Raw genomic sequence first — 25,312 nt, forward strand, 5'->3', positions numbered from 1 at the left:
ATCCAAACATTAATCCATTCAAAAACTAAAAAAAATGAAAAAAATTTTCTTTTTAACGTCATTGGCAGCATGTTCATTGTTGTCTTGTGACAATGAAGTGACGCAAGAAGAACCAGTTCAAAATGTGGAGTTGGCATCTGCAGCAAAAAAGCCTGGAACCATTCAATTTCAAAGTTATTCAAGGACACCTTCATTACTAGAGGTAAAGCCAAAATTTAAAAACATTGAAGTATATCCTATTTTATCTTCTGAGGATGTGCTTGAAAACTCTCCGGAGTTCGTTTATGGGTCGATGGCAGATGGTGCCGGTTTGTTGAAAAATGATGACGGGACCTATACTTTAATCAATAACATTGAGGCAGACTATTCTATTGCAAGAATTACCTTGAACGAAAACTTTAAACCTGTTCATGGTGAGTATATTTTGAATGCTGCAGCGACAGCTTCTACGGCCCAGTGCTCCGGCTCATTGATTACCCCAGAAGAACATGGCTTTGGGCCGCTTTACCTTTCTGGTGGTGAGTGGGGAGGCGCTTCCAAAGGGGTGTTTGTAACTAATCCTTATAAAGATGCGAATGATGCTTCTGTTGCTACTATGTTGCCTGCAATGGGACAATGGTCTACTGAAAATGCAGTGGCTATTGGTAAGGATGCCTATCCAGGCAAAACGGTCGTGTTTATTGGAGATGACCACTCAGACAACGTTGTGCCTTCAGGTCAATTAGGAATGTATGTTGGTAATATGGGAGATTTGGACAATGGAAACCTATACGGATTGAAAGTGACCGATCCTAGTGTGGAATTTGAAATGGATATGGAGCAAGGACAATCCTACCCAATGGAGTTTGTACAGTTAGAAGAGACTGAAATAGACCTTTTAGATGCCGAATGCAAGGCTAAAGGTGTTATGGGATTCTCTAGATTGGAGGATATCGATTGGAGAAAGGGATCTGCCGAAAACAATAGAGAAATCTATTTTTGTGTTACTGGAAGAAAAAAGAATGATCTAGTGGGGAAGGGATCAATTTATGGTCGTGTTTATAAAGTAACGTTAAACCCAGAGGATCCAACACAAGCAGGAACTATTACCTGTATTTTGGATGGAGACATTGTTGATGGAGAAGCTAAAAGATTCCACAGTCCAGATAATATTGTTGTGACTGAAAATTATATCTATATCCAAGAAGATCCAAATGGGTATTGGGATTCTGCCGACAAGCAGCATTTTGCTTCTTTGTATGAGTATAGTTTGAATTCTCACCAGCTGAAAACAGTGTTGGAATGTAACCAAATAGAGGCAGAAGCCTTAGGTTATGGTACAACAAGCAATGCGTGGGAGATTACAGGGATGATTGATATTTCGGATGTTGTGGGAGTTGATAAGACCTTTCTATTGATTACTCAAAACCATGGGTGGGTAGATCCAAGTTTTACAGATCCTAATGCCAATCCTATGACTACTTCTAATGAGGGTAGTATGTTGTACGTGGTTAAAGGGTTAAAACGCTAGTAATAGTTTTTAAGGATAACAAAAAGTCCCGACCATTTTGGTCGGGACTTTTTGTGTTATCATAACGTTAGGTTTTAATGTTTTGGATTAAATGCAATTGTTTTCCTTCTGTAAAATAGGTTTTGATATTGGTTTGTATTCATAATTTGAACGTCGTATCTTGTTGAGGGTCAAAGTATTTTTATACCTTAGATAAAAATATTTAAATATGGCCCAGAAGTTAAGAAAAACAGTTATGGCTCCTATTGCTAGGTTTGTGAAAATTGAAAGCTTAAGTGGACTTCTGTTGTTTTTAGCTACTATTACGGCTTTAATTTGGGCCAATTCACCTTATGCAGCCTCCTATCACAGAATTTGGACCCATGATGTGGGATTTGAATTTGGAAATTTTGAACTAACAAAACCCCTATTACTGTGGGTAAATGATGGCTTGATGGCCATTTTTTTCTTTTTAATAGGATTGGAAATTAAAAGGGAAATTCTATTGGGGGAACTGAACGGTTTTAAAAAGGCTTCGTTGCCCATTTTTGCCGCTTTGGGTGGAGTTTTTATTCCAATTTCTTTGTTTTTTTTTCTAAATAATGACCCAAGTACTATTGATGGTTGGGGAATCCCAATGGCAACAGATATTGCCTTTTCCTTAGCTATTTTACAGTTGTTGGGGGATAGGGTACCCTTATCCCTTAAAATATTTTTAACGGCTTTTGCTATTGTAGATGATTTGGTAGCAGTCTTGGCTATTGCTATTTTTTATAGTAGCCATATTGACTGGGGCTTGATAGGTTATGCTTTGGTAATTTTGTTGTTTTTGGTGGTTTTAAGCTATAGAAGGTATTATAATAAGTATATATATTTCTCTTTAGGTACCATAGTTTGGTTTTTGTTTTTAAAGTCGGGGATCCATCCTACTATCGCAGGAGTGTTGGTGGCATTAATTATTCCTATAAGAAAAGCAACACCTTTAATGGATAGTTTGGAGGGACTGGACGATATTACAAATAAATTGCACCGAGTTACAATCAAGGAGAAGCCTATGTTATCCAAAAGACAAATCTATTTGATTGATGGTATGCAGGATTGGATTGCCAATGTGCAATCACCTCTTCAACATTTGGAGCATCATTTCCATGGTTGGGTTGCTTATTTTATCATTCCAATATTTGCTTTTGCCAATTCGGGTATTTCTTTAGATATAGGAAGTGAAGGGGATATGAGTTTGCCTATCAATTTGGCTATTGCATTGGTGGTAGGTAAAAGTATAGGAGTGATTTTGTTTTCATATCTGGGAGTGAAATTAGGAATTGCCGCATTACCTAAGGGGTTAAAGTTTAAACATATCATAGGGGTAAGCTTTTTGGCAGGTGTGGGGTTTACAATGGCCATTTTTATTGCAAATTTGGCTTTTGAAGAAAATGAGAGTTTTATAGAACTTTCTAAGTTGGGAATTTTATCTGGCTCTGTTATTGCGGGGCTATTGGGGTATTTGTTTTTAAGATTTGCTACCCGAAAAAATTAATAAAGATACTGGGTCTAATTGTATTGAATAAAGAAGAATCACTTCAAAACAAAATACTATGAGAAAGCTAATTATTTGTATGGTGTTGTTGTGTGTGAGCGTGCCCTTAGAGGCTCAAACCAAATCCGAAAAAAAAGCCTTAAAGCGAGAACAAGAGCGGGAGGCATTTTTAAAAACAAAAACCTTAGTGGAAGGAGAGGTGTTTACTTTTTCGGCTGATTGGGCAACAACGCAAAAGGGACGTCGTATTAATTTAATAGGTAATCCCAACTTTTTGAGATTTGACCATGGAAAGATTGATGCTGATTTACCCTATTTTGGAGTGGCCCAAGTGGCAGGTTATGGGTCTAGCTCTAGTGGAGGAGTGGTTGTAAAAGGTAATATGTATAATGAGACTAAGAAGGTTGATGAAAAAAAGCGAAGGATAGTTATCAGTTTTTCAGTAAAAAACACTTCTGAAAATTTTAATATGATTCTTACGGTTTACGGTAATGGAAATGCCATTCTATCCGTTGGTAGTAGTAATAGAAACCGAATTAGCTATGATGGAAAAATAACGGAGAGTAGTGAAGGGACTAATGGCGAATAAGTTAGTTTAAATGAGCTTCTTGATTTTTGTTCGATACGTTTTTTCGATGTTAATTCTAATCCCAATTGTAAAAACATTAAACTGCTCAACCCCTAAGGAGGTTTTTCCATTAGAAATGCGATATTCAGAATAGAAATAAGCTCTATTCAATGGACGGTATTCTAGACCAAGAATAAAGTCTTCTGTTTTAAACCCACTGCTTATTGGCTTTTGGCCATCTGGAGCGGTGATGTTTTCGGTTTCAGGTTCATAACGGTTATAGCCTCCAATAAAAACAAATTTATGATGACGATACCTTCCGAAAAATTCAAATCCTGTTGCGTTGAATATCACAGAGGGGCTAATAACTTCTGAGTTCTCATCAATAATAGTTCCATGTGTTAAATCACCATTAGATTGACTTGAATATACGGCTGCTAACTCTAAGTTTTTGTTTTTAAATTGGGCTCCAAAGGCATAATATTCAGGTTGATTGTTTAAACCAAAAATCAAACCACTATCAATGAGGTCTTGATTTAAATAGGCTTTGTTATAGGCGGCTCCAACTATAAAGTGTTTTAAAAATCGAACTCTTAACGAGCCGCCATAGCTGTCAAAAAACTTATCGTTTGTGGCGGATCTAGCCTGCATTTGAAGGCCTAAAGAAAAGGGGCCAAAAGAATTTCTGTAAACAAAGGCTTGGTCGGCACGACCGGTTCCCATAGTTCCTCCATCGGTTCCTGCATAGTAGGTTGGCGTTCCGTGTCCACCAAAAACATTAAAGTAATCTGTAAGTCCTGTAACATCATAATACACACTCCATTGTTTTCCAAAAGTTAGTTTGCCATATTTTTTCAAGTCAAATCCTAAATATCCCAAACGACTACCAAAGACTTGTTGAGACTGTGAGGTTTCCGCTATTAAAAAACCACTTGATAAATTGGCATCCGCATTAAAGTCTAAATTGCCTTTAAACATTTTAAGCTGTAGTTCACTCCCCATGAAGAAGGTAACATGTTTAACTTTGATGTCAATAGTTAAGCCAATTCTTGAACCATTTTCTTGAAATTCCAATTCCTTTTGAAACCCTGCCATATGACCTCTAAAGCTTCCGTAGGGCTTTATGACTAACTGAAGGCTATCTGTTGCTTCTGAATGCTCTTGTGCATTTATATGACCACAAAAAAGCAGTCCAATTAAAGTTATGTACAAGATTTTTATTAGCATTGGAGTTACAAGCCGTATAAATTGGAATTAAACATAGTTACAAAAAACAATCTATTGAAGCATGTTTTCTGTAAGGTCCATGGTAAAAAAAGAAGTGTTTCTTTACAAAGCTAATATAAGTAATTTTTTGAATGTAATATTGTAACTATTTGATTTTTAAGTGTTAAATAGAGGTTGAGGTGTGTTGTCACTTTTTATGGAATCTCATGGCGCCAATGTCACCAATAATAAGGTTTAAGGTTTGCCCTTGTTCACTAATTGAAAAAGTACTCACTTTTTTTAAGGTATCAAGAAAAAGTGTTTCTCCTGTCATATCAGGACACATTTTTCGGGTAAGAGCCATGGCTTCATTAAAATGAATAGAGTTACCGTTTATAGTGAGCGGTGCACTAAAATTATTACAGCCAGTATTGCCGCTTGTTGTTGATTTTTCTAAATTGAAAGTAATCTTTGGCGCTCCATGTGGGTAGATTTCACTAAAATCTTTTGGCGCTCCCATAATATAATTGGCTTCCCAAGTACCTTCTAATTCTTTTGATGGCGAAGAATTTGATGTTGCTGAAATTGGCTCTTTATCCATGGATTTTTCTTTTTTTTCATTGTTGCAGGCGGTCGCAGTAATGAGTAGATAGGTTAAGAATACATATATTGGACGCATAATTCAATTTTTTAGTGAAATAAAATAAGGTTACACATATATTTACAAGATAAGAAAATCTCATAAGATTAAAATGGTTGATTAAATGAATTTGTATGATTTTTATTAGCGGATTAGTCTTGCATTGGAGCGAAAGTGTTTTTTTAGTTTTAAGAATCTAAGTTCAAAATATTGATAGGACAAATGAGATAGGACAAAAGTTCCTAAAATTGATAGAACGTATAAGATTAAAACGATGAGTGAAGAGGGAAGTTGTATGACTTTTTTCGTTTGAATTATAACAAAAAGGACGAAGTGGACCACAAACATATGGTACATGTAGATACCATAGGAAATTTTTCCAAGGTAATTAAGAAATGGTGAGGTGATTTTGAAAAGTTTGGCCTTGGCTAAATTGATTATAAGAAGATTAAAAAGAAAGAGTTCAAATACATCTTTGAATACATCATTTGAAAAATTAAAAAGGTTGGTTGTAAAATATAGAGCAAAAACTAAATAGACAAGAGTATTAACCAAAGGATGATTGCTATGGAGTTTGTAGCCTTTTCTTTGTAATAGAGCTATAAGGCCTCCGGTTGACATATAGAAAAACAACATGCTGAACTGGCTCAGAAAAGGCAAGATGTTAGAGTGGAAAATCAAAAAGTAAGCAATGGAAAACAAAAAGAGATATTTGGTATATTTTTTTAAGGGAATAAGAAACAGTAGTGGGGCTACTAATAAGTAAAATTGCTCTTCAACACCAATGGACCATAAAACACCAAGTATAGAACCAGGATTGTAAAGTACTGTAAAAACGTTAGGCATAAATCCAACATTCCAAATCAGGGCTTGCCAAATATTGTAGTTGATTTTAAAAGGAATATGAAGGGAGGGTAGAATAATATGGTAATAACTCAACCCTATAAAAAGAACGGTATAATAAACGGGATATAGTCTTAGTATACGTCGGATATAAAAAATTTTTATGTTTATGGAGCCGGTCTTGCTCCTTTCATCAAATAGTAACCCTATTATGAGGTATCCGCTTAAAGTGAAAAATACAAATACGGCTTGTGGACCACGTTGAGAAAAAGCAAATTCAGAAAGGTTTGGCAAACTTAATGATTGGGAAAGCATGGCGATATGGTTAATAACCACCATAATGGCCAAGAAGCCTCTAAGGGAATCTAAGTTGTGGATTCTATTTTTACTGTGATTTTTTATAGAATCGAGGTAAATAGATGTAAATGATCTAATTATTTGTACCTCAATATACCTAAAAATCGCCTACTGTACTTTAAATTAAATAATAAGTTTTTTCCTGTTGATTTAAAATGGTTTAAAAACAAATTAGAATTTTGTAGTGTATCAATAGTTTTTATAAAATGGAAATACCAAATATGAAGGATATGTTTTGGTATTCAGAACTCCAAAACGAATAATGAGCTAAGATTTCTCTTTTGGTAAAATACCGTATTTCTAAACTAAATTTATCCATTAATTTGTAGCCGGCTCCAAAGGCCATATTCATATAGGTATTAATATCCAAATGTTTTAAATCGGTATCGTTAATCTTGTAATCAATGGAGGATTTATTTATGCCAAGATCAAAAACGAAAGCTCCATTAATAAAAATTTTAGAATTTTTATTAAGAAAAAAGTAATGTCTAATTCCTAGTGGTAATTCTAACGTTGCATAATCAACAGTAGTAACTACATGACCGTAAGCAAAACCAGTAGCTTCAGATGTTTCAGATGTTTGATCGGTTTTAAAATATTGATATGTGGGTTCAACAATAATTGCCCATTTATTTTTGTTAAATGGTAAAACAAATTCTGCTTCAAGGCCAAAACCGAAGCTTAATTTTGTGTCAAACTCAACATTTCTGTAACCAGAATTTTTACTTTCAATACTTAATGAGGACATATTAATTCGTGGTCGCAGTGAAAGATTAAAAAAATCAATTTTCTTTTTATCCTTATAAATTTTACTGTCCGAATTGTGACAATGATTGTAATCTGTAAAAAGTTTGATTAAATCACTTTTGTGGTAGTTTAGACTTTTAAAAGTGTTGAAATTTAGACTTTCACATTTTAAAGAATTCCATAATTGTTGTCTAAACTGATTGTTTTCATTTATTTTGTTGCTACTAACTCTAAATTCTTTATGGATTAGTTGCGCGATTGGCTCTTGGTCTATATTAAAAAAATATCTCCTGTATAAACCTTCGACATGTAAATACAAAGTGGCTTTTCCTTCTAGTAAGACCTTCAAGAAAAGTTCTTGTTTTTGAAAGTTTGGTTCTCTTTTGGTATCTAAATTTTGGATATCTACCGGAGAAGTGTCAATATCAACTACGGTTTTTATAAACTTAACTTTGTTATAAATTCCAAATTCTTTAATTGAATTTATTTTACCTGTTTTAATAGTGGAAGTTTCTGTAGGCTTATATTTAAAATCGGTTGGGTTGTATTTCCATTCGGAATTTTTTATCAGACATTCAGTTTTAGTTCCAGCATCATCAATAAAATATCCTTTTTCAAATTCTATTTGGGAGTAACTAATGGCATTCCATAAAAAAGTAAGAATAAAGAATAGGCCTAACTTGTTTTTGATAGGGTTGGGTAAGGTATAAAGCATTTTTAAGTGGTTGGTTGTATCTGGTATTTTGGAGTCTAATGTAATACTTTTCTGTATATGGGACAACTATTTATTATTGTATCAATCATCCTATTTGTAACGGGTTGTTTAATAGTGTTTTATTGAGGAAATATTTGGAATGAATTGGTTAATTCAAAATACCTAAGAAATTATAGATTAAACTATGGTATTATCATTAAAAACTGTTTAAAATATGGATATTATAATTTTTTAATTTTACGATATGAGAGTGGTTTGGCTGTTTGGATTTAATGTAATTTTGTGAGCTTAATTCAATGTAAATTGTTTTATAAAGTTCTATGATGCAGGAAAGAGTTAAACAACGTCTCGCGTTAAATACCTATTTCTTTTTTTCAGGTTTAACCTTTGCTACTTGGGCATCCAGGATCCCTAGTATCAAAACATATTTCAATTTTAATGAAGCTGAATTAGGGACAATTTTATTGGCAATGCCTATAAGTTCAATTATTGGTTTACCGGTTTCTGGTTGGTTAATTTCCAAGTATAACAGTCGCGGGCCTTTGGTTGTAGCATTTGTATGTTTTGCCTTGGCGCTGATGGCTATAGGTTTTGTAACAACTCCTTTTTTATTAGTTGTAAGTATTTGTGTGTTTTCATTTTTTATGCGAATCATAAATATATCCATGAATACACAGTCTATAACATTACAAAAGAAATACGAAAAACGCATTGTAGGTTCTTTTCATGGATTATGGAGTACAGGAGGTTTGGTTGGGGTTGGATTTTCAACTTTGATGGTGAAATTGGATGTTGGAATGTCGGTACATTTAATGATTGTTTCTATAATTACCTTGGTGTGTTCTATTGTAGCTTATTTTTTTACCTTAACTAACGATAAGGCCCCGACAGGTAATAAATTAATTTTAGGTAAGCCTGATGCCTTTATCCTCTATCTAGGGCTTTTGGTGTTTTTTGCCGCCTTGTGTGAAGGAGGTATGTTCGATTGGAGTGGTGTATATTTTAAGGAAGTTGTGGAAGCTGAGGTATTTACTTACGGATATTTAACCTTCATGACATTTATGGCTATGTCCCGCTTCTTTTCAGATCGTTTGGTGGAATTGTTAGGGATGCCAAAAACCTTTGCAATTAGTGCCGTTAGTGTCGCGATTGGAATTTTGATTTCGATTATTTGGCCTTACTTTTGGCCAGCTTTGTTTGGATTCTGTTTAGTTGGTTTTGGTACGGCTTCCGTATTCCCAATGGCCTTCAGTTTGGCTGGAACTTCCCAAAAGTATTCGGCAGGAATGGCTATTTCCATAATTTCTACCTATGGAACCCTCGGTATGTTGATAGGTCCTCCAATGGTGGGGTATTTGGCTCATGCTTTTGGATTGCGATATGCCTTTTTTGTCTTCGTATTTTCCGGTTTAATGCTGATTCCAATTTCTAGATTGTTTTTCAATAGAAAATAGAAGATTTTTGGGAAATTAACCCCCAATGGTAATCATGCTTCGGTTGTTGTGGAGTTCGGTATTGTTGAATGCTTCAAAAGTGGTTAGGCCGGCTCTAGTAGCTTTCTTTTTAAAAAGTGCCAATTGAATTAAAGGTTCAATAGATTCGTTATTTCTAAGGGATGTGAGCAAATTCGTTTCATTGTTTGAAAACAAGCAATTTTTAAGCTTTCCGTCGGCAGTTAATCTAACACGGTTACAACTATCGCAAAAAGGATTGGTAACAGTGCTAATGATTCCAAACTGCCCCTTAAATCCTTTGATTTTATAATTTCTTGAAGTGAAATTGTCCTCGTTTTCCAATGTTGCAACTTTTGAAGTTCCAAAATGCTCATACACTTGAGTAAGAATTTCTTCTTGGGAAACCAATTTGTCTTTATTCCAATTATTGCCATCAAAAGGCATAAACTCAATAAACCTTAAAGAGATAGGAAGGTCTTTGGTTAAACCAATTAAATCCAATATTTCGTCATCATTGAAATCTTTCATCAAGACTACATTTATTTTCACGTTGAAACCTTTTTCCAAGGCAAGCAAGATATTCTGATAAGTCTTTTGAAATTCATTTCTTCGGGTAATCAGTTTGAATTTCTCCGGATTGAGCGTGTCCAAACTAATGTTGATATCCTGAAGCCCATTAGTTTTAAAGTCTTCAACAAACCGGTCCAAAAGTACGGCATTGGTAGTAATAGACAGTTTTGCAGGTAATGTTGAAAGACGTTTTAAGATATCTGTAAAGTCCTTTCTTACCAAGGGTTCACCACCTGTAAGCCGTATTTTGGTCACGCCATTTTCTACAAATATTTTAGCGATATCAAAAACTTCATCGGCCGTCATTAAATGGCTTTTGGGAGTCAATGGAACGCCATTGGCTGGCATACAATAAGTACAGCGTAGATTGCACTTTTCAGTCAATGAAATGCGGAGATAGTTGTGCTTTCGACCAAAACTATCGGTCAATATGGAATCGTTTTTTTGCATCTATTCGTGTTGCTGTCCTTTTAAAATTTTGAAAATATGGAGAAGGTGAGGGAACACGGCATCCATAGATTCTTTAGCGCCATTGGTAGATCCTGGTAAGGCCAAAACCAAACAATCCCCTAGTGTTCCTGCAACACTTCGTGATAACATGGAGTAAGGCGTGCGCTCTTGCCCATAACTGCGGATGGCCTCTTCAATACCAGGAATACGTCGCTCCAAAATAGGTTCCAATGCTTCTGGAGTAACATCCCTAAATGATAATCCTGTACCTCCAGTAAAAATGATGAGATTATGGTTTTCGGAATTAGTGATTGTTTTTTCTCTTATAATATCAATCTCGTCAGGAATCACTTCGTATTTGGAAATGGCCACATCATTTTGTTCGAGTTTCTCAATGATGGCTTTTCCGGCTCTGTCTTCTTTTAAGCCTGCCGAAATAGTATCGGAACACACAAAAACACAAGCTTTGAGTTGTGATCTATGTTTGTTGTTGAAACTGCTTTTGCCTCCTTTTTTGTCCAACAGTTTAATCGTGCCAATTTCAATCTGTTTGTCGATAGGCTTTAACATGTCATAAAGTGTCAAGGCCACCACCGAAGCGCCGTGCATAGCTTCGACTTCAACCCCTGTTTTATAAATGGTTTTTATGGTAACGTCAATTTTGATGTCAAGATCCTCAATCTCAAATTCAACAGAAGTAAACTCAATAGGCAAGGGGTGGCAATCAGGTATAATGTTATGCGTGTTCTTTACGGCAAACAGTCCCGCAGTTTTGGACATTTCAAACACGTTTCCTTTCGGCACCATATTGTTTTTGATGGCGTCTATGGTGTCTTGTTTACTTACTTTAACTACAGCTTGGGCTGTGGCAACTCTTAAAGTTTTTATTTTATGGGTAATGTCTACCATGGTTTATTTATTGGTTTTCCATTGATGGGTTTCGTCTTCAAAAATCTCCTTTCCAAACAGAGGCACTTTTTTCTTTACAATATCCACTAAGTATTGGGTGGCTTCATAGACTTCCGAACTGTGTTTAGCCGAAACGAACACAAAAAAGCAAATTTCTCCAGCCTTTACAGTGCCCAAACTATGGTAAATATGCATACAGGTAAGGTTGAAGGTTTTAAATGCTTTTTCCCTAATATCAGCAAGAATTTCATTGGCCATGGCTTCGTAACAGGTAAAGTCGATGGCGGCTACGGTTTTATTGTTCACCACATCGGCACGAACCTGCCCTAAAAAGATATTGTGGGCGCCAATATCGGTTTTTGTTTGGTGCTTTCGAATGGATTCTGAAATGAATTCCGGAGAAATAGGACCGTCAATGAATACTTTTTTCATTTTTCAATAGTTTTGAAATGGCTTCGGCGCCATCGGTGATACATATAATGGATTTGAATTGTTGTTGCTTTAAAATGTTAGCTGCTTGCTTGCTTCTTACCCCGCTTTGACAGAAAACAGCATAGGTGTTTTCAGGATTTAAACTGTCTAGATTTAATGCCAATGTAGAAAGCGGAAGCTTGAGCACATTTGGATGTTCTACAGAAGGTAATTCTCCTAGTTCCCTTACGTCAATAAGGGTTATATCATTTTGAAGTGCTTCAGTGATGGATTGATTCCTTACAGCAGTGTTTAAATATTGGGCCGTATAAAATGTCTTGTCAATAACTGGCTCCTGCTTTTTAGAAAAAGAAAAGATGTGTTGTGACGAGGTCAAGGCATTATACACCAATAGTTTTCCTGATAACAGTTCGCCAATACCTAAAATCAGCTTCATGGCTTCATTGGCTTGCATCATTCCTATGAGGCCAACAGTAGTTCCTAAAACACCTGCTTCTTCACAATTTTGAACATTGCCGTTGGCTTCGGGAAACAAACAGCGATACGTAGGGCCATTGTGATAATTACATACCGTGACCTGTCCTTCAAATTGATGAACCGAGCCGTGGATAAACGGCTTGTCTAACAACACACAGACATCGTTGATGAGATAGCGAGTAGCAAGATTGTCCGAAGCGTCAATTACCAAATCATATTTAGGAATGATGTCCAAAGCATTTTTGCCATTTAAAAATGCATCATAGGTTTCAATAGATACCGTTGAATTGTTCTTTTTTAAATGCTCTGCTGCAGTTTTTGCTTTGTTAAGGTTGATGTCCTCCTCAGCGTAAAGTGTTTGGCGATGTAAGTTGGTTTCATCAACAGTGTCGCCATCAATAATACCGATGGTACCAATTCCAGCCGAAGTTAGATATGGCAATACAGCACAGCCCAAACCACCAGCCCCTACAACCAATATTTTGGCATCGGTAAGTTTTTGCTGCCCAGAAATGCCCACTTGAGGCAAATTAATTTGTCTGCTGTATCTATTCATAATTATCCTCCTGCAAATGGTGGTAATAAAGCTATTTCATCGGTATTTGCTATTACCGTTTCGGCTTCAATGCTCACTAAATTGGTATTTAAAGCAATATGGATTGGCAATTGCTGAAGTTCATATTTCTTAAATAAGTGTTCAAGGATGTCACTTAATGTTTCATTCTTCACTTCTATATGTTCTTCTGTACACTGCGTAATTTCAGCGACAGCACCAAAATATTTTATAACAGCCATATTATTCTTTTTTATTGACCAAACCACTGGTGATTTGGTTCATTTGTTTCACTTTTTCTTCAAAGTCGCCTTTAATGGTTTTTCTGTAGGCGTTAAGGTTGTTAACCAATTGGTTGATGTCCTCAGGAATGACATCTTCCAAAAACTGCCTGATACGCTTGGCAGTAGTTGGGGACTTTCCGTTAGTGGAAATGGCAATTTTCACATTGCCTTTGGACACGATTCCACCTAGGTAAAAATCGCATTGATCTGGGGTGTCGGCAATGTTAACCAAAAGCTGTTTGCTTTTGGCATCTTTGTTTATCTGTAAGTTGACTTCAAGATTATCGGTACAGCCAATTACCAAATGCCTATTGTCTAAATCTGAAATGTCATAAGCTTTTTGAGTAAGCTTTACACTAGAGTGTTTACTGGCCAATGCAACCAACTCTTCATGGAAAGTTATAGAAACCACTTCTACATTGGCACGGGGGCTGGATTTCAATAGAAATGATAACTTTTCCAGACCAACATTGCCACCGCCAACAATAAGCACATTGAGTTGGTGTACTTTTACAAAAATGGGATATAATTCGTTTGTTTCCATAATTTGCAATTTAGTTCCCTAAGGTATCTTGGGTTTCATTGATTAAAGTTTGTAATTCTTCTTTTGTATTGATGTTTCTTAGCGCCAATTGGTCTTCCTCTTCAACAATAACCCGATTACAATTCAATTGTTCGATTGTGTTTCGCAATTTCAAATTGTCTTGCACTAAGGCTTTTTCAAAAATTGGTAAACATGTTTTGGAATAAGCTGCAATAAGCGGAAAATTATCCGTTCCGTTGCTAACATAGGTTACATCGGCTTCAGAAAGATTTGCTATGATGTATTTTGAAACGACCTCTGTAGACAGTTCTGGAATGTCGCAACTCAAGATAAGATTGTTTGCTGTTGAAGCATGCTTCAAAGCTGTGTAAATACCTCCAACAGGGCCTTTGTTACTATAAATGTCGGGGAGCAATTCCAATCCAAATTGACAATAGGCTTCATTGGAAGTCACCAAATAGATATAGGAAGTAATAGGATGCACGGCATCGATGACATGTTTAACGAATGGTTGCCCCTTATAAAGTACCAAGCCCTTTTCCTCCTGCATACGCTTGCTGGCGCCACCGCACAAAATATAAGCCGTTATGTTGGACGCAAAACTCATAAGGTCATTAATTTAATGGAAGCAATCAGTAAGACAATCGATAAAATATATTTCAATTGTACATTGGTAGAAATTCTACTTCCGTAGAGCGCGCCTAAGGTCCCACCAATTAAAGCGATGGGAATAAATACAAAAGATTCCATAGGAATGGTATTCTGGTTATAGGTGAAACCTAAAATCCCTGAAATGGAATTCACAAAAATAAACAGTGCCGAAACAGCCGCAGCTTCTTTCATGTTTCCCCATGCCAATAGAATGATGACAGGGCTAAGGATAATCCCGCCGCCAATACCAATCATTCCGGAAAATAGTCCTATTCCAAAACCAATGGCCAATGCCAACGGAAGCTTAATAGGCTTTTGAACGTTTTGTTCCTTTCCGAATACTCCTAGAATTCTCATGATGGCAATGGCTAGAAACACTCCTAATACTTGTTTGTATAAGGTTGGGTTAATACTTAAATAGCCTCCCAAAAATGCGGCCGGAATAGATGTGATGGCGAAAGGGTAGAACAGTTGCCACCTAAAGTGTTTATTCTTTTTGAAAAACCAAAAGGAAATGCCAGACACAAAAATGTTTAGTAAAAGGGCTGTGGGCTTCATAAAGGCAATAGGGAATGAAAACAGGGCCATTAAGGCCAAATAACCACTGGCACCACCGTGACCAACACTGGCATACAAAAAAGCTATCACCACTAATATTAGGGAGAAAATGATAAATGCTTCTGTGCTTAGCGTGCTCATAGTTCCAATTTTTTAAATTCCGCTTCCAAATAGGCCATACAGTTGTTATTGATGGTTTCGAATTGTTCTATCAAGGCTTTTCCGTAAGGGGTAAGGGTTGTGCCTCCACCATTTTTACCTCCAATATTTTTGATAAGAATGGGCTCCTTAGAAATATCGTTCATGTCGTTCATTAGCTTCCAGGCTTTTTTATAAGACATATTCATGGCCTTGGCTGCCGCATTGATAGAGGAGGTTTCCTCCACTTTTTTAAGCAGTAAAATACGTCCGAAACCTAAAAAGGTTTTGCCGTCATTCTCAATCCAAACCCTACTTTTAATGTTCATTGTTCATTCAATTTGATACATTCAATAATGTCACCTTTGGAAACTTCTGAAATATGTTCAGGGATGCACACCAATGCATTACTTAGTGCAAACGTATGCATCATAGAAGAACTTTGACCCCGCAAAACTTCTACAGTGTCATTTTCAAAATGCGCTTTTAAAAACAGTGTTTTTCCCGAGGGATTTTTAATATTGTGTTTGCTCTTAGCTTGTATGCGTTGCAATTCGCTATTTTCAAATCCCATATACTTTTTTAGTAGAGGAAGCGCATAGACATAAAAACAGGTTAAAGCGGATGCCGGATTGCCAGGCAGGGCAAAAACATAGGTGTCTTTGTTCTGTCCAAACCACAAGGGTTTTCCAGGTTTTTGATTGATTTTATAAAATACTTCTTCAACATTGTTTTTAAGCAATGCCTCCCTTACAAAATCATAATCGCCCACAGAAATTCCTCCTGAGACAAATACTACATCTGAAGCAGCAATGGCTTTGGAAATAGTTGCGACAGTAGTTTCAAAAGTATCTTCTACTTTATATTTTGTTATATTGGTAATGCCAATTTTTCTCAAAGCAGCCGATAGCATGGCGGCGTTACTTTCGTAAATTTCTCCTGGCTTAAGCATAGTGCCGGGTGCACGTAGTTCATTTCCTGTTACCACAATGGCAACCTTTGGAGAGGTGTAAACTTTTACTTCATGAATGCCCAAACTTGCTAAATAACCTATAGCGGCTTCATTAAGGCAAGTTCCTTTTTCTAGGGCGAGATTACCTTTTTTTATCTGTTCGCCAGTTCGTCTAATGTTGGCTGTTTTTTCAGGAAGTTTATCAATCGTGATGATATCACTGTTCTTTGTAACGTGCTCCTGTATCACAATGGTGTCGGCAGCATCAGGGACCAAAGCGCCCGTAAAAATGCGTACTGCCTCGCCGTCATTCAAAGAATGGTTAAGCGTGTCGCCGGCTTTCGATTCATTAATTAGCGTATAGCTTTTGGCGTTACTCCATTTTATGGCATAGCCATCCATGGCCGATTGACGAAACGGAGGCATATCAATAGGAGAAAAAATGTCTTCAAACAGTACTTTTCCCAAGGCATTATCCAAAGGGCATATTTCTGATTTATGCGGAATATTGATGCCGTTTAATATGTTTAAAGCTTCGGATACGGATATCATGATTTCACTAGCGTTATTTCTTGGTGAATATAACGAATATTCCTCAAATTTTTCTCCTTCTACATGTATTTTTATTCCTGTTAAAGCTGTTTCATTTTGGCATTCAATATGATATGTTTCTTATAGGCATTTGTGAAAATAGGGGTGTGGTACATTAGTTTTATAATCTTATCTTTAACACCACTTAGAATACACATTTATGATGGACGCGTTACAACAGTATTACGGATACCTTTTTGAGGATGAGTTACTTGAGGAAATTCAACAATTTGGAAGTTTTAGAGAGGTCAAGGAAGGAGACATTTTAATTGAAATAGGCGAGTATATAAAGTACATGCCCTTGCTGATTTCTGGAGCCATTAAAATTCTGAGAGAGGACAAGGAAGGTGATGAACTTATTTTGTATTTTATTGAAAGAGGGGATACCTGTGCGATGACGCTGTCCTGCTGTATGGAACAAAAGAAAAGTGAAATTAGGGCTGTAGCCGAAACAGATACGCAGTTAATCATGATTCCTGTTCAAAAAATGGCAGAATGGATGAGTAAGTATAAAAGTTGGCAAAATTTTATTTTACAGAGTTATAATGAAAGAATGACTGAGCTTTTGGAAGCTATTGATGCCATTGCGTTTTTAAAAATGGACAAGCGGGTGTTAAAATACCTTAAGGACAAGGCTATGGCCAATCATGATGATCTTATTAATGTTACCCATAGAGAAATTGCTAATGATATGCACACTTCCAGAGTAGTTATTTCAAGACTACTGAAATCTTTGGAAAAGGAAGGGCATATAAAACTTCATCGTAACAGCATCAAAGTCTTGGATCTATAATAGACTGTAACCAATGTTACCTTAAATTAAGGTAAGTAAATTACTTTTGCACCAAAATTAAAGACATTGATTGATATTATTGGTTATGTAGCGGCTCTGGTGATTGGAGTGGTTTTAGGTTTGATAGGAGGAGGTGGTTCCATACTTACGGTGCCTTTATTAGTATACCTTTTAGGGTATAGTCCTGTGGTGGCAACTGCTTATTCCTTATTTGTAGTAGGATCGTCTTCTTTGGTAGGTGTAGTTCAAAAGCATCGTAAAAAGCAAGTAGACTTCAAAACCGGTTTGGCCTTTTCATTCCCTTCGTTTTTGGCGGTGTATATGTCAAGGCGATATTTAGTACCATATATCCCTGATGAAATATTCAATATTGGAGGATATGTGCTTTCAAAGGATATGTTGATCATGGTCTTTTTTGCAGTGGTTATGTTTATGGCCGCAACTTCCATGATTAAAAAGAAGGAAAAGAAAGAAGAAGTCCATAAGCCGCAACCCTATTATAAAACCTTTGTACAAGGAATGGTAATTGGAGGAATTACAGGTGTGATAGGAGCTGGAGGAGGCTTTTTATATGTGCCGGCACTGGTACTTTGGGCTGGATTGTCCATGAAAAAAGCAGTAGGGACCTCTTTGGTGATCATTGCCATAAACTCCTTAATAGGTTTTTTGGGAGACTTGCATACGCAAACCATCAATTGGACATTTTTACTATTATTTTCAGCACTAACCATAATCGGCATTTTGATTGGAGGTTCCCTTTCAAAATATGTATCCAATACAAAACTTAAAAAAAGCTTTGGTTGGTTTATTTTAATCATGGCAGTATACATTATAATTAAAGAATTTATTCAATGGTAATGAAGCATATAGTAACTTTGTAAAGTGCTGTAGGCGAATAATTAAGAAAATCATTTATTATGAAGATAGAACAAATATACACAGGATGTTTGGCGCAGGGAGCCTATTACATTGAAAGTAATGGCGAAGTGGCTATTATTGATCCATTAAGGGAGGTACAACCCTATATAGATAGAGCAAAAGATAATAATGCTACCATAAAATATATTTTTGAAACGCATTTTCACGCAGACTTCGTTAGTGGACACGTTACTTTGTCCAAACAAACAGGAGCTCCAATTGTATACGGACCAAATGCCAATCCTTCTTTTGATGCAATTATCGCTAAGGATGGTCAGGAGTTTAAATTGGGGAATGTTACCATTATTGCTCTGCATACACCAGGGCATACTATGGAAAGCACCACCTATTTATTGAGAGACGAAAACGGAAAGGACTACGCTATTTTTAGTGGAGATACGTTGTTTTTAGGAGATGTAGGGCGTCCCGATTTGGCTCAAAAAGGAAAAGAATTGACCCAAGAAGATTTGGCAGGATATCTTTATGATAGCTTGCGTACCAAGATCATGCCGTTGGCAGATGAGGTGATTGTGTATCCGGCACACGGTGCTGGTTCTGCTTGTGGAAAGAACATGATGAAGGAAACGGTAGATACCCTTGGTAACCAGAAAAAAATGAATTACGCTTTGAGAGCAGACATGACCAAAGAGGAATTCATTAAGGAAGTAACCGATGGATTGTTGCCGCCTCCACAATATTTCCCGTTGAATGTGAAAATGAATAAAGAAGGTTACGAAGATATCGATGAGGTTCTAGAGCGTGGCACAAGAGCATTGAGTCCAGATGAATTTGAAGTAGCTGCCAATGAAACAGGAGCTATCGTACTAGATGTACGTGATCAAGGTGATTTTGTAAAAGGCCATATTCCGCGTTCTATTTTTATAGGAATCAATGGAGGATTTGCACCATGGGTTGGTGCTTTGATAAAAGACACCAAACAACCAATATTATTGGTATGCCCAGAAGGAAGAGAAGAAGAGACCGTGACTAGATTGTCAAGAGTTGGATTTGATAATACCCTAGGTTATTTGAAAGGTGGTTTTGAAGCTTGGGAGGAAGCAGGCAAAGAAACAGACAGTTTGGTGTCAATTTCTGCGGAAGAATTGAAATCCCGTATGGAAAAAGAAGACTTGCCAATTTTTGATGTTAGAAAAGATGGAGAGTTTACAGCATCACACGTTGAGAATGCTCATTTTACGCCATTAGATTTCTTAAATGATCATTTGGCTGAATTTCCAGAGGATAAAACATTTTATGTGCATTGTGCCGGAGGATACCGTTCAGTGATTGCAGCATCCATTTTAAAAAGCCGTGGGATCCACAATTTGGTGGATGTTGCTGGAGGATTTGCAGCTATTAAAAATGCTGAGATTCCGGTAACTAATTATGTATGTCCTTCTACATTAAAGTAAGACAAAAACTAATATAGATGGAAAAAGGTCAATTCGTGATTTGCGAATTGGCCTTTTTCGTTTTCAATGAGAGTTTATAAAAAAATTATATCTGCCTTGTAACGTTTTTGAAATTTATCCTACCAATAAGTGTAATCAATTTAATTAATAACGATGAGAGAAGATAAACAACTTTTGGTAGTAACGCATTTAAGCCAGTTGTTGACATGTCTAACAGGTTTTGGAGGCTTAATTGTGCCTTTGGTACTTTGGTTGACCCAAAAGGACCGTGTGTACTCTATGGACCAACAAGGAAAGGAAATTGTGAATTTTCAATTGAGTATCATTGTGTACACTCTATTAAGTATTCCTTTAATTCTTCTATTAGGTTTAGGTATTGTCACCTTGATTGTGGTAGGATTGATTTCATTGGCATTTCCTATCATTAATGCCATAAAAGCAAGTAACGGAGAAGTTCCTAAATATCCCTTATCTCTTAATTTTATTAGTTAGTTATTTTTATAAAGAGATAAACCAAAAAGAGCTCACTAAAATTGTGAGCTCTTTTTTATTTAACACTTATTTTGGGTCAGTTAATTATGAATTAAGCATTACTGGCATTACCAACATAGTAATCAATTCTCCTTCGTCCAAACCATCAATTGGAGTTAGAATACCGGCTCTGTTTGGCAAGCTCATTTCCAATTGTACCTCGTCGGAGTTTAGGTTGTTCAACATTTCGGTTAAGAAACGGGAGTTAAAACCAATTTGCATATCGTCTCCTTGGTAATCACAAGTTAAACGCTCTTCGGCTTTGTTTGAGTAATCGATATCTTCTGCAGAAATATTCAATTCTGCACCAGCAATTTTCAATCTAATTTGGTGAGTCGTCTTGTTAGAGAAGATGCTCACACGACGTACAGAGTTTAAGAACTGGGTACGGTCTATAGAAAGTTTATTTGGGTTTTCTTTAGGAATTACCGCTTCGTAGTTAGGATATTTTCCATCAATCAAACGACATACCAACTCTGAGTTGTCAAAAATGAACTTGGCATTGGAATCGTTGTATTCTATAGTTACGGCATCTTCATTGGTGGCTAAAATTCCTTTTAAAAGATTTAAAGGTTTCTTAGGCATGATGAATTCCGCCACTTGAGAGGCTTTTACATCCTCACGGGTATATTTTACCAATTTGTGGGCATCGGTGGCCACAAAGGTCAAGCCTTCTGTTGAAAACTGAAAGAACACACCACTCATTACAGGACGCAAATCATCGTTACCAGCAGCAAAAATGGTCTTGCTAATGGCAGTCGCCAAAATATCACCAGCAATAGTGGTAGTACTTGGGTCTTCAAGAGCAATAGCTTTTGGGAATTCATTACCATCGGCATATGCCAAGGCATATTTACCGTGGTTAGAGCTAATTTCAACCGTATTGTTGTCTTCAACCACAAAAGTTAAGGGTTGCTCAGGGAATGTTTTTAAAGTATCAAGTAACAAACGCGCAGGTAAGGCGATACTTCCGGTACTGTCACTTTCTACATCTATCACAGAAGACATGGTAGTCTCTAAATCACTTGCAGAAACTACAAGCTTGGAATCGTTCAATTCAAAAAGGAAATTATCTAAAATAGGTAGCGTATTGGAGTTGTTGATCACGCCTCCCAGAACCTGTAATTGTTTAAGTAAATACGTACTCGATACTATAAACTTCATGTATTTGTTTTTATATACTAGATTGTCCTACAAATATATCCCAAACCACTTTTAAATTAAAACAAACTTATTAACAACTGTTAAGTGTATTTTCGCTTTCTGGCATAGTTGAAACCTAGTCCGAAAATTGCCAACAAAAGGAGTGGAAGTACAAGATTTATAAGCTGCCACTTGGTTTTTTGCTCGGCTATTTTTTGAGGATCCAAAAAGGCCAAATCGATTTCTTTGGTTCTAATGTTTATAAGTCCGTCATCCTCCAAAAGGTAATTTACGGCATTTTCCAAGAACTCCTTGTTGCCAAAATTACGCTTGGTAAAGAAATCAAATCCTAATTCCTGAGGTTGGTTTCTAACCACATCATTTTTGATCACGTCACCATCGGCCACTACTATCATTTTGGTAGGGACACTGGTAGTTTTATCTTCGGAAAGTTTCAATGGTTTTACACGGTTGTTGTACACCGAAGTAAATTCGCCTTCCAAAAGAACCGCTAAGGTTTGGTGACCTTTGTTGAAGGTTTCAGGGTTTGGCTCTTGGGTAACAATCTCTAAACTTATTTCGCGTGGCACACCTTCCAACTGCGTAAGGCTGGAACTTCTCAATAAAATGGTTTTGTCAACACTGTTCTTCAAGGTATCTATCTGGCTGGCAAAATCAAATTTCACCAAGTTGATATTGTTCGTGATAGGGTGGTTGGGATTGTTGGCTGCCAATGGGGAATACGGCCATTGTAGTGGCTGAAACTGTGTGTTGTTACCTTCTCCAATCGCCAAAGTAATTGGCGCCGAATACATGTCCTTAACCAATACAGGGTTGATGCGAACCCCGTATTTAAAGAAGAAATCATTTAGGTTGTTGTCCCTCATAACGGCAATGGCGCGTCCAGTTTCATTCAGCAAACTGTCCTTATCCATAATCACAGATTCCGTTAACCACAAACTTTTACCGCCGTTCATAGTGTATTGATCCAAAACATATTTTTCTTCTTCGGAAAAAGGAACGGTTGGTTTAGCTGCAATAACAAGATCATAACCTTCTAACTGTTTCAACGTTTTTTCAGGAGCATTGGCAACACTGTCCATGGTGAAAGGCGCAATATTATAATGCTCTTTCAAGGTCTTTAAGAAATCAGCGATATAAATGTCTTCCAGTTCGCCATTTCCTTTTAGGATGGCTATTTTCTTTTCTTTTGTGGTGGTAAGTTTTTTGAAAGCCTCTGCAAAGGCATATTCCAAATGCTGAATGGAATTGTTCACACGTTCTTGGTCTGTGGCTCCAATATTGTTTTTCAGCAACGGAATTTTAACCGTTTGCTCGTTATAGCTGGCCAAAGCCCAAGGGAAAATAAGTTCTTGTGACGATTTGCCGCTTTCCTTTATCGATAATTGAAAGGGCTGTAGACCACGTTGTGCCAATTGTTGAATGTTTTGGTCACGTGTTGCTTCATCGGCTACAGGATTGATAAAATTAAAAGTCACATCGGAATTATATAAAGCAAACTCTTCCAAAATTTGACGGGTCTCTTCTTTTAAGCGTCTAAATTCAGAAGGGAAATCGCCTTCCAAAAATACATCTACAATTAAAGGCGAATCTACTTCTGCAACTGTATTTAAAGCAGCTTGTGACAGTGTATACCGGTTATCTTGGGTAAGGTCAAATCTTTTGTAGATGCTTTGGGCAAAAACATTGAGAACCAATAAGCCTATTACAAATGTAGATAGCCCAATGATATCTTTTTTATTGATGTTTTTTGTTTGGATGCGTTTAGCGGTCAGCAAAACAAAAATTGCAATGATACTCAAGAAGTACAGCAAGTCCCGGGTGTCCAAGACCCCACGACTCATACTTTTAAAGTGGTTTTCCATCCCTAGTTTTTCTAGGTAAACCGTATCTCCAAAAAGATTGAGACTGGAAAGCCCTTCAAATCCAAAATAGAAAATGAAGCATAAAAATACCGCACTGATAAACGCTACAATTTGATTATCGGTAAGTGTCGAAGAAAAAATACCAATGGCAGTATAAGCGGCGGCTAAAAACAACAATCCAAAATACGAACCAAGGGTACTGCCCACATCCAAATTACCTTCTGGGTTTCCCAGTTTGTAAATGCTATAGGCATAAAGCAGTGTAGGCAATAGCGCCATCACAATTAACAGCAGGGAGCCTAAATATTTACCCAATACAATTTGAATTTGGCTCACCGGTTTTGTGAGGAGAAGCTCCAGGGTGCCTTGTTTTTTTTCATCACAAAAACTTCGCATGGTAATGGCGGGAACCAAGAAAATTAAAATCCAAGGGGCTAGGGTAAAGAAGGTGGTCAGGTCTGCAAAACCATTGTCCAAAATATTAAAATCGCCTTTAAATACCCACAAAAATAAACCGTTGAGCAATAAAAACAACGCAATAACAAGGTAGCCTATGGGGGAGGCAAAAAACGAATTGATTTCTTTTTTAAGTATAGCTAGCATTTCTTGACTTTAGGTGTTAAAAGTAAAAAAATAAATGGGATTGCCTTTGAAGATTTTGAGAGAAGGAACGTATTAAGCCAATGATTCCAACTTATCAACACTCCAAGCTTCTGGTTTGGCATTAAAGAGAGGTTTGGTATTGGCCCAAACACCTTTGAACAATTCTGAATGCCTATAGTTTTCCAAATCGTTTTCGGTGTCCCAATAACTGTATGTGAAAAAGATGTTGGAGTTGGTTTTATCTCGGTACAATTCCAAAAACTGACAGCCTTCAAAAGCTCGTATTTTGGTTTTGTTGGCTTCAAAATTGGAAAGAAATGTGTCTATTTTTTCGGGTTGAAAACTCATTTTCACGATCCGTACAAACATATGTATAATTTAATGGGATTAATATTGAAGTGTCAAGACACTTTCTTAAGGATTAAAGAAATTAATGGTCACCGTATCGCGCATTTGTAATCCCATAAGGGTAGAGGCGCTTCCCACAGTGCTACTGTTACTTTTGTAAATGGCAATTTCTATATAGTTGGAAGAATTGAATACAACAAGCCCTTTTCCTTGGTCGTAGCGTTTTTCTTCAGGAATGTCAAAGTTGATGACGTCACTGTATTTGTTGAATATTTCTTTAAACTTATAACTCCTTGCAGAGATTTCGAAAGGACGTGTTTTTTGAATGGATTCAAAAAATTTACGTTTGATGTTGGTCACTACGTTTCCGTAGTTGTCAATGTAGATTACACTTCCTATAATTTGGTTTTTTTCATCATTTACAAAGGGTGTTAGGTTTTTGATTGGTTTGATGTGGTCAATAACCTTACCAATCACTTCAAGAGTACCTCCTCTAGCAATATGACAAGCCACTTTTACAAACACATCCAGCACAGGGAAATTGGTTTCAATTTTATCGTGTATGTTAATTTCCACAATTTTCTCTGGTGCAATTTCGGAGCAAATCATGCTCATAATGCCGTTGTTGGCGCAGATGAAATAATGACCGTCCAATTTAATGGCAATGTGTTTGTTTTCAGGGTTTAATTCAGAATCAATTCCGATGACGTGGATGGTTCCCTTAGGAAAACTACTGTAGGCACTTTGGATGATGTAGGCGGCTTCCGGAACATTGAAAGGGGACACCGAATGCGAGATATCAACAATGCGAACGTCAGGAAGTTGACTGTAAATAGCGCCTTTAACGGCTCCGGCGAAGTGGTCTTTTTCTCCAAAATCGGTCGTTAATGTGATAATTGCCATTTAAAATTGTTGATAGTTTTTTAACCTAATTTTCATTAAAATTATGTAGCTTTCCATTGTCTAAAAAAATCAAATAAAAATAACTGAAGTCAATTTAATTACAATTTATT

Annotated in this window: 26 protein-coding genes; 8 read left to right on the plus strand and 18 right to left on the minus strand. The window is 36.6% G+C overall.

Going from position 1 to position 25,312, the window contains the following annotated elements:
• Window positions 1-34 precede the first annotated feature (34 nt).
• The 3 genes from RBH95_RS08155 (at window position 35) to RBH95_RS08165 (ending at window position 3,615) form a co-directional block, all read left to right on the plus strand.
• Window positions 35-1,510, plus strand: coding sequence for an alkaline phosphatase PhoX (locus tag RBH95_RS08155; protein WP_307902197.1), 1,476 nt, complete (start codon window positions 35-37; stop codon window positions 1,508-1,510).
• Between the two features lie 208 nt (window positions 1,511-1,718).
• Complete coding sequence (gene nhaA, locus RBH95_RS08160) at window positions 1,719-3,026, plus strand: Na+/H+ antiporter NhaA (protein WP_307902198.1); 1,308 nt, start codon at window positions 1,719-1,721, stop codon at window positions 3,024-3,026.
• 58 nt (window positions 3,027-3,084) lie between these two features.
• Complete coding sequence (locus RBH95_RS08165; protein ID WP_307902199.1) at window positions 3,085-3,615, plus strand: DUF4251 domain-containing protein; 531 nt, start codon at window positions 3,085-3,087, stop codon at window positions 3,613-3,615.
• Between the two features lie 6 nt (window positions 3,616-3,621).
• Here RBH95_RS08165 and RBH95_RS08170 read toward each other — a convergent pair whose 3' ends face one another.
• The 4 genes from RBH95_RS08170 to RBH95_RS08180 all read right to left on the minus strand — a co-directional run bounded on the left by RBH95_RS08170 (window position 3,622) and on the right by RBH95_RS08180 (window position 8,102).
• A complete protein-coding gene (locus RBH95_RS08170) occupies window positions 3,622-4,821 on the minus strand; it encodes a porin (RefSeq protein WP_307902200.1) in 1,200 nt (399 codons plus the stop codon).
• Between the two features lie 187 nt (window positions 4,822-5,008).
• Window positions 5,009-5,479: an META domain-containing protein gene (locus RBH95_RS08175; RefSeq protein WP_307902201.1), complete on the minus strand. Its 471-nt coding sequence runs from the start codon at window positions 5,477-5,479 to the stop codon at window positions 5,009-5,011.
• A gap of 105 nt (window positions 5,480-5,584) precedes the next feature.
• Window positions 5,585-6,745 (minus strand): acyltransferase family protein, encoded by a 1,161-nt coding sequence (locus tag RBH95_RS16695; RefSeq protein WP_374047828.1) that lies wholly within the window; start codon window positions 6,743-6,745, stop codon window positions 5,585-5,587.
• A 94-nt stretch (window positions 6,746-6,839) separates the two neighbouring features.
• Entirely contained in the window at window positions 6,840-8,102 is a 1,263-nt protein-coding gene (locus RBH95_RS08180) for an outer membrane beta-barrel protein (RefSeq protein WP_307902202.1), read from the minus strand.
• Window positions 8,103-8,425: 323 nt separating this feature from the next.
• Here RBH95_RS08180 and RBH95_RS08185 point away from each other — a divergent pair, with 323 nt between their 5' ends.
• Complete coding sequence (locus tag RBH95_RS08185; RefSeq protein WP_307902243.1) at window positions 8,426-9,556, plus strand: MFS transporter; 1,131 nt, start codon at window positions 8,426-8,428, stop codon at window positions 9,554-9,556.
• A gap of 15 nt (window positions 9,557-9,571) precedes the next feature.
• Here RBH95_RS08185 and moaA read toward each other — a convergent pair whose 3' ends face one another.
• From moaA to glp, 10 genes are read right to left on the minus strand one after another with little or no spacing between them, the layout of a single operon-like run.
• Window positions 9,572-10,576, minus strand: a complete 1,005-nt coding sequence (moaA, locus tag RBH95_RS08190) for a GTP 3',8-cyclase MoaA (RefSeq protein ID WP_307902203.1) — start codon at window positions 10,574-10,576, stop codon at window positions 9,572-9,574.
• Complete coding sequence (gene moaCB, locus RBH95_RS08195; protein WP_307902204.1) at window positions 10,577-11,485, minus strand: bifunctional molybdenum cofactor biosynthesis protein MoaC/MoaB; 909 nt, start codon at window positions 11,483-11,485, stop codon at window positions 10,577-10,579.
• Between the two features lie 3 nt (window positions 11,486-11,488).
• A complete protein-coding gene (locus RBH95_RS08200) occupies window positions 11,489-11,917 on the minus strand; it encodes a molybdenum cofactor biosynthesis protein MoaE (RefSeq protein ID WP_307902205.1) in 429 nt (142 codons plus the stop codon).
• Complete coding sequence (locus tag RBH95_RS08205; RefSeq protein WP_307902206.1) at window positions 11,898-12,950, minus strand: HesA/MoeB/ThiF family protein; 1,053 nt, start codon at window positions 12,948-12,950, stop codon at window positions 11,898-11,900. Before RBH95_RS08205 ends, RBH95_RS08200 begins: the two co-directional genes overlap by 20 nt.
• Window positions 12,951-12,952: 2 nt before the next feature.
• A complete protein-coding gene (locus RBH95_RS08210; RefSeq protein WP_307902207.1) occupies window positions 12,953-13,189 on the minus strand; it encodes a MoaD/ThiS family protein in 237 nt (78 codons plus the stop codon).
• A gap of 1 nt (window position 13,190) precedes the next feature.
• Entirely contained in the window at window positions 13,191-13,775 is a 585-nt protein-coding gene (locus RBH95_RS08215) for a bifunctional precorrin-2 dehydrogenase/sirohydrochlorin ferrochelatase (RefSeq protein WP_307902208.1), read from the minus strand.
• A gap of 10 nt (window positions 13,776-13,785) precedes the next feature.
• A complete protein-coding gene (locus RBH95_RS08220; protein WP_307902209.1) occupies window positions 13,786-14,382 on the minus strand; it encodes a molybdenum cofactor guanylyltransferase in 597 nt (198 codons plus the stop codon).
• Window positions 14,379-15,125: a sulfite exporter TauE/SafE family protein gene (locus RBH95_RS08225; protein WP_307902210.1), complete on the minus strand. Its 747-nt coding sequence runs from the start codon at window positions 15,123-15,125 to the stop codon at window positions 14,379-14,381. The genes RBH95_RS08220 and RBH95_RS08225 overlap by 4 nt, the downstream gene beginning before the upstream one ends.
• Window positions 15,122-15,451 (minus strand): winged helix-turn-helix domain-containing protein, encoded by a 330-nt coding sequence (locus RBH95_RS08230; protein WP_307902211.1) that lies wholly within the window; start codon window positions 15,449-15,451, stop codon window positions 15,122-15,124. Before RBH95_RS08230 ends, RBH95_RS08225 begins: the two co-directional genes overlap by 4 nt.
• Window positions 15,448-16,626, minus strand: a complete 1,179-nt coding sequence (gene glp / locus RBH95_RS08235; RefSeq protein ID WP_307902212.1) for a gephyrin-like molybdotransferase Glp — start codon at window positions 16,624-16,626, stop codon at window positions 15,448-15,450. The genes RBH95_RS08230 and glp overlap by 4 nt, the downstream gene beginning before the upstream one ends.
• A gap of 199 nt (window positions 16,627-16,825) precedes the next feature.
• Here glp and RBH95_RS08240 point away from each other — a divergent pair, with 199 nt between their 5' ends.
• The 4 genes from RBH95_RS08240 (at window position 16,826) to RBH95_RS08255 (ending at window position 20,280) form a co-directional block, all read left to right on the plus strand.
• The gene (locus RBH95_RS08240; RefSeq protein ID WP_307902213.1) at window positions 16,826-17,458 is read left to right on the plus strand and encodes a Crp/Fnr family transcriptional regulator; all 633 of its coding nucleotides are present in this window, start codon (window positions 16,826-16,828) and stop codon (window positions 17,456-17,458) included.
• A 66-nt stretch (window positions 17,459-17,524) separates the two neighbouring features.
• On the plus strand, window positions 17,525-18,316 hold the full coding sequence (locus RBH95_RS08245) for a sulfite exporter TauE/SafE family protein (RefSeq protein WP_307902214.1): 792 nt from the start codon (window positions 17,525-17,527) through the stop codon (window positions 18,314-18,316).
• A gap of 59 nt (window positions 18,317-18,375) precedes the next feature.
• Window positions 18,376-19,788 (plus strand): rhodanese-like domain-containing protein, encoded by a 1,413-nt coding sequence (locus tag RBH95_RS08250; protein WP_307902215.1) that lies wholly within the window; start codon window positions 18,376-18,378, stop codon window positions 19,786-19,788.
• 153 nt (window positions 19,789-19,941) lie between these two features.
• Window positions 19,942-20,280, plus strand: a complete 339-nt coding sequence (locus tag RBH95_RS08255) for a DUF4870 domain-containing protein (protein WP_307902216.1) — start codon at window positions 19,942-19,944, stop codon at window positions 20,278-20,280.
• Between the two features lie 84 nt (window positions 20,281-20,364).
• Here RBH95_RS08255 and dnaN read toward each other — a convergent pair whose 3' ends face one another.
• From dnaN to RBH95_RS08275, 4 genes are all read right to left on the minus strand, one after another.
• Window positions 20,365-21,483, minus strand: coding sequence for a DNA polymerase III subunit beta (gene dnaN, locus RBH95_RS08260; protein ID WP_053992411.1), 1,119 nt, complete (start codon window positions 21,481-21,483; stop codon window positions 20,365-20,367).
• Window positions 21,484-21,563: 80 nt separating this feature from the next.
• Window positions 21,564-23,951: a gliding motility-associated ABC transporter substrate-binding protein GldG gene (gene gldG, locus RBH95_RS08265; protein ID WP_307902217.1), complete on the minus strand. Its 2,388-nt coding sequence runs from the start codon at window positions 23,949-23,951 to the stop codon at window positions 21,564-21,566.
• A 72-nt stretch (window positions 23,952-24,023) separates the two neighbouring features.
• The gene (locus RBH95_RS08270) at window positions 24,024-24,320 is read right to left on the minus strand and encodes a putative quinol monooxygenase (protein ID WP_307899113.1); all 297 of its coding nucleotides are present in this window, start codon (window positions 24,318-24,320) and stop codon (window positions 24,024-24,026) included.
• Between the two features lie 45 nt (window positions 24,321-24,365).
• Window positions 24,366-25,202: an S-adenosyl-l-methionine hydroxide adenosyltransferase family protein gene (locus tag RBH95_RS08275; protein ID WP_307899114.1), complete on the minus strand. Its 837-nt coding sequence runs from the start codon at window positions 25,200-25,202 to the stop codon at window positions 24,366-24,368.
• Window positions 25,203-25,312: the final 110 nt, after the last annotated feature.

This window comes from Mangrovimonas sp. YM274 (assembly GCF_030908385.1).
Classification (GTDB): domain Bacteria; phylum Bacteroidota; class Bacteroidia; order Flavobacteriales; family Flavobacteriaceae; genus Mangrovimonas_A.

Coding starts and splice junctions, on each gene's coding strand:
- RBH95_RS08155 (WP_307902197.1), top strand. CDS start 35: ATGAAAAAAATTTTCTTTTTAACGTCATTGGCAGCATGTTCATTGTTG.
- nhaA (WP_307902198.1), top strand. CDS start 1,719: ATGGCCCAGAAGTTAAGAAAAACAGTTATGGCTCCTATTGCTAGGTTT.
- RBH95_RS08165 (WP_307902199.1), top strand. CDS start 3,085: ATGAGAAAGCTAATTATTTGTATGGTGTTGTTGTGTGTGAGCGTGCCC.
- RBH95_RS08170 (WP_307902200.1), bottom strand. CDS start 4,821: ATGCTAATAAAAATCTTGTACATAACTTTAATTGGACTGCTTTTTTGT.
- RBH95_RS08175 (WP_307902201.1), bottom strand. CDS start 5,479: ATGCGTCCAATATATGTATTCTTAACCTATCTACTCATTACTGCGACC.
- RBH95_RS08180 (WP_307902202.1), bottom strand. CDS start 8,102: ATGCTTTATACCTTACCCAACCCTATCAAAAACAAGTTAGGCCTATTC.
- RBH95_RS08185 (WP_307902243.1), top strand. CDS start 8,426: ATGCAGGAAAGAGTTAAACAACGTCTCGCGTTAAATACCTATTTCTTT.
- moaA (WP_307902203.1), bottom strand. CDS start 10,576: ATGCAAAAAAACGATTCCATATTGACCGATAGTTTTGGTCGAAAGCAC.
- moaCB (WP_307902204.1), bottom strand. CDS start 11,485: ATGGTAGACATTACCCATAAAATAAAAACTTTAAGAGTTGCCACAGCC.
- RBH95_RS08200 (WP_307902205.1), bottom strand. CDS start 11,917: ATGAAAAAAGTATTCATTGACGGTCCTATTTCTCCGGAATTCATTTCA.
- RBH95_RS08205 (WP_307902206.1), bottom strand. CDS start 12,950: ATGAATAGATACAGCAGACAAATTAATTTGCCTCAAGTGGGCATTTCT.
- RBH95_RS08210 (WP_307902207.1), bottom strand. CDS start 13,189: ATGGCTGTTATAAAATATTTTGGTGCTGTCGCTGAAATTACGCAGTGT.
- RBH95_RS08215 (WP_307902208.1), bottom strand. CDS start 13,775: ATGGAAACAAACGAATTATATCCCATTTTTGTAAAAGTACACCAACTC.
- RBH95_RS08220 (WP_307902209.1), bottom strand. CDS start 14,382: ATGAGTTTTGCGTCCAACATAACGGCTTATATTTTGTGCGGTGGCGCC.
- RBH95_RS08225 (WP_307902210.1), bottom strand. CDS start 15,125: ATGAGCACGCTAAGCACAGAAGCATTTATCATTTTCTCCCTAATATTA.
- RBH95_RS08230 (WP_307902211.1), bottom strand. CDS start 15,451: ATGAACATTAAAAGTAGGGTTTGGATTGAGAATGACGGCAAAACCTTT.
- glp (WP_307902212.1), bottom strand. CDS start 16,626: ATGATATCCGTATCCGAAGCTTTAAACATATTAAACGGCATCAATATT.
- RBH95_RS08240 (WP_307902213.1), top strand. CDS start 16,826: ATGATGGACGCGTTACAACAGTATTACGGATACCTTTTTGAGGATGAG.
- RBH95_RS08250 (WP_307902215.1), top strand. CDS start 18,376: ATGAAGATAGAACAAATATACACAGGATGTTTGGCGCAGGGAGCCTAT.
- RBH95_RS08255 (WP_307902216.1), top strand. CDS start 19,942: ATGAGAGAAGATAAACAACTTTTGGTAGTAACGCATTTAAGCCAGTTG.
- dnaN (WP_053992411.1), bottom strand. CDS start 21,483: ATGAAGTTTATAGTATCGAGTACGTATTTACTTAAACAATTACAGGTT.
- gldG (WP_307902217.1), bottom strand. CDS start 23,951: ATGCTAGCTATACTTAAAAAAGAAATCAATTCGTTTTTTGCCTCCCCC.
- RBH95_RS08270 (WP_307899113.1), bottom strand. CDS start 24,320: ATGTTTGTACGGATCGTGAAAATGAGTTTTCAACCCGAAAAAATAGAC.
- RBH95_RS08275 (WP_307899114.1), bottom strand. CDS start 25,202: ATGGCAATTATCACATTAACGACCGATTTTGGAGAAAAAGACCACTTC.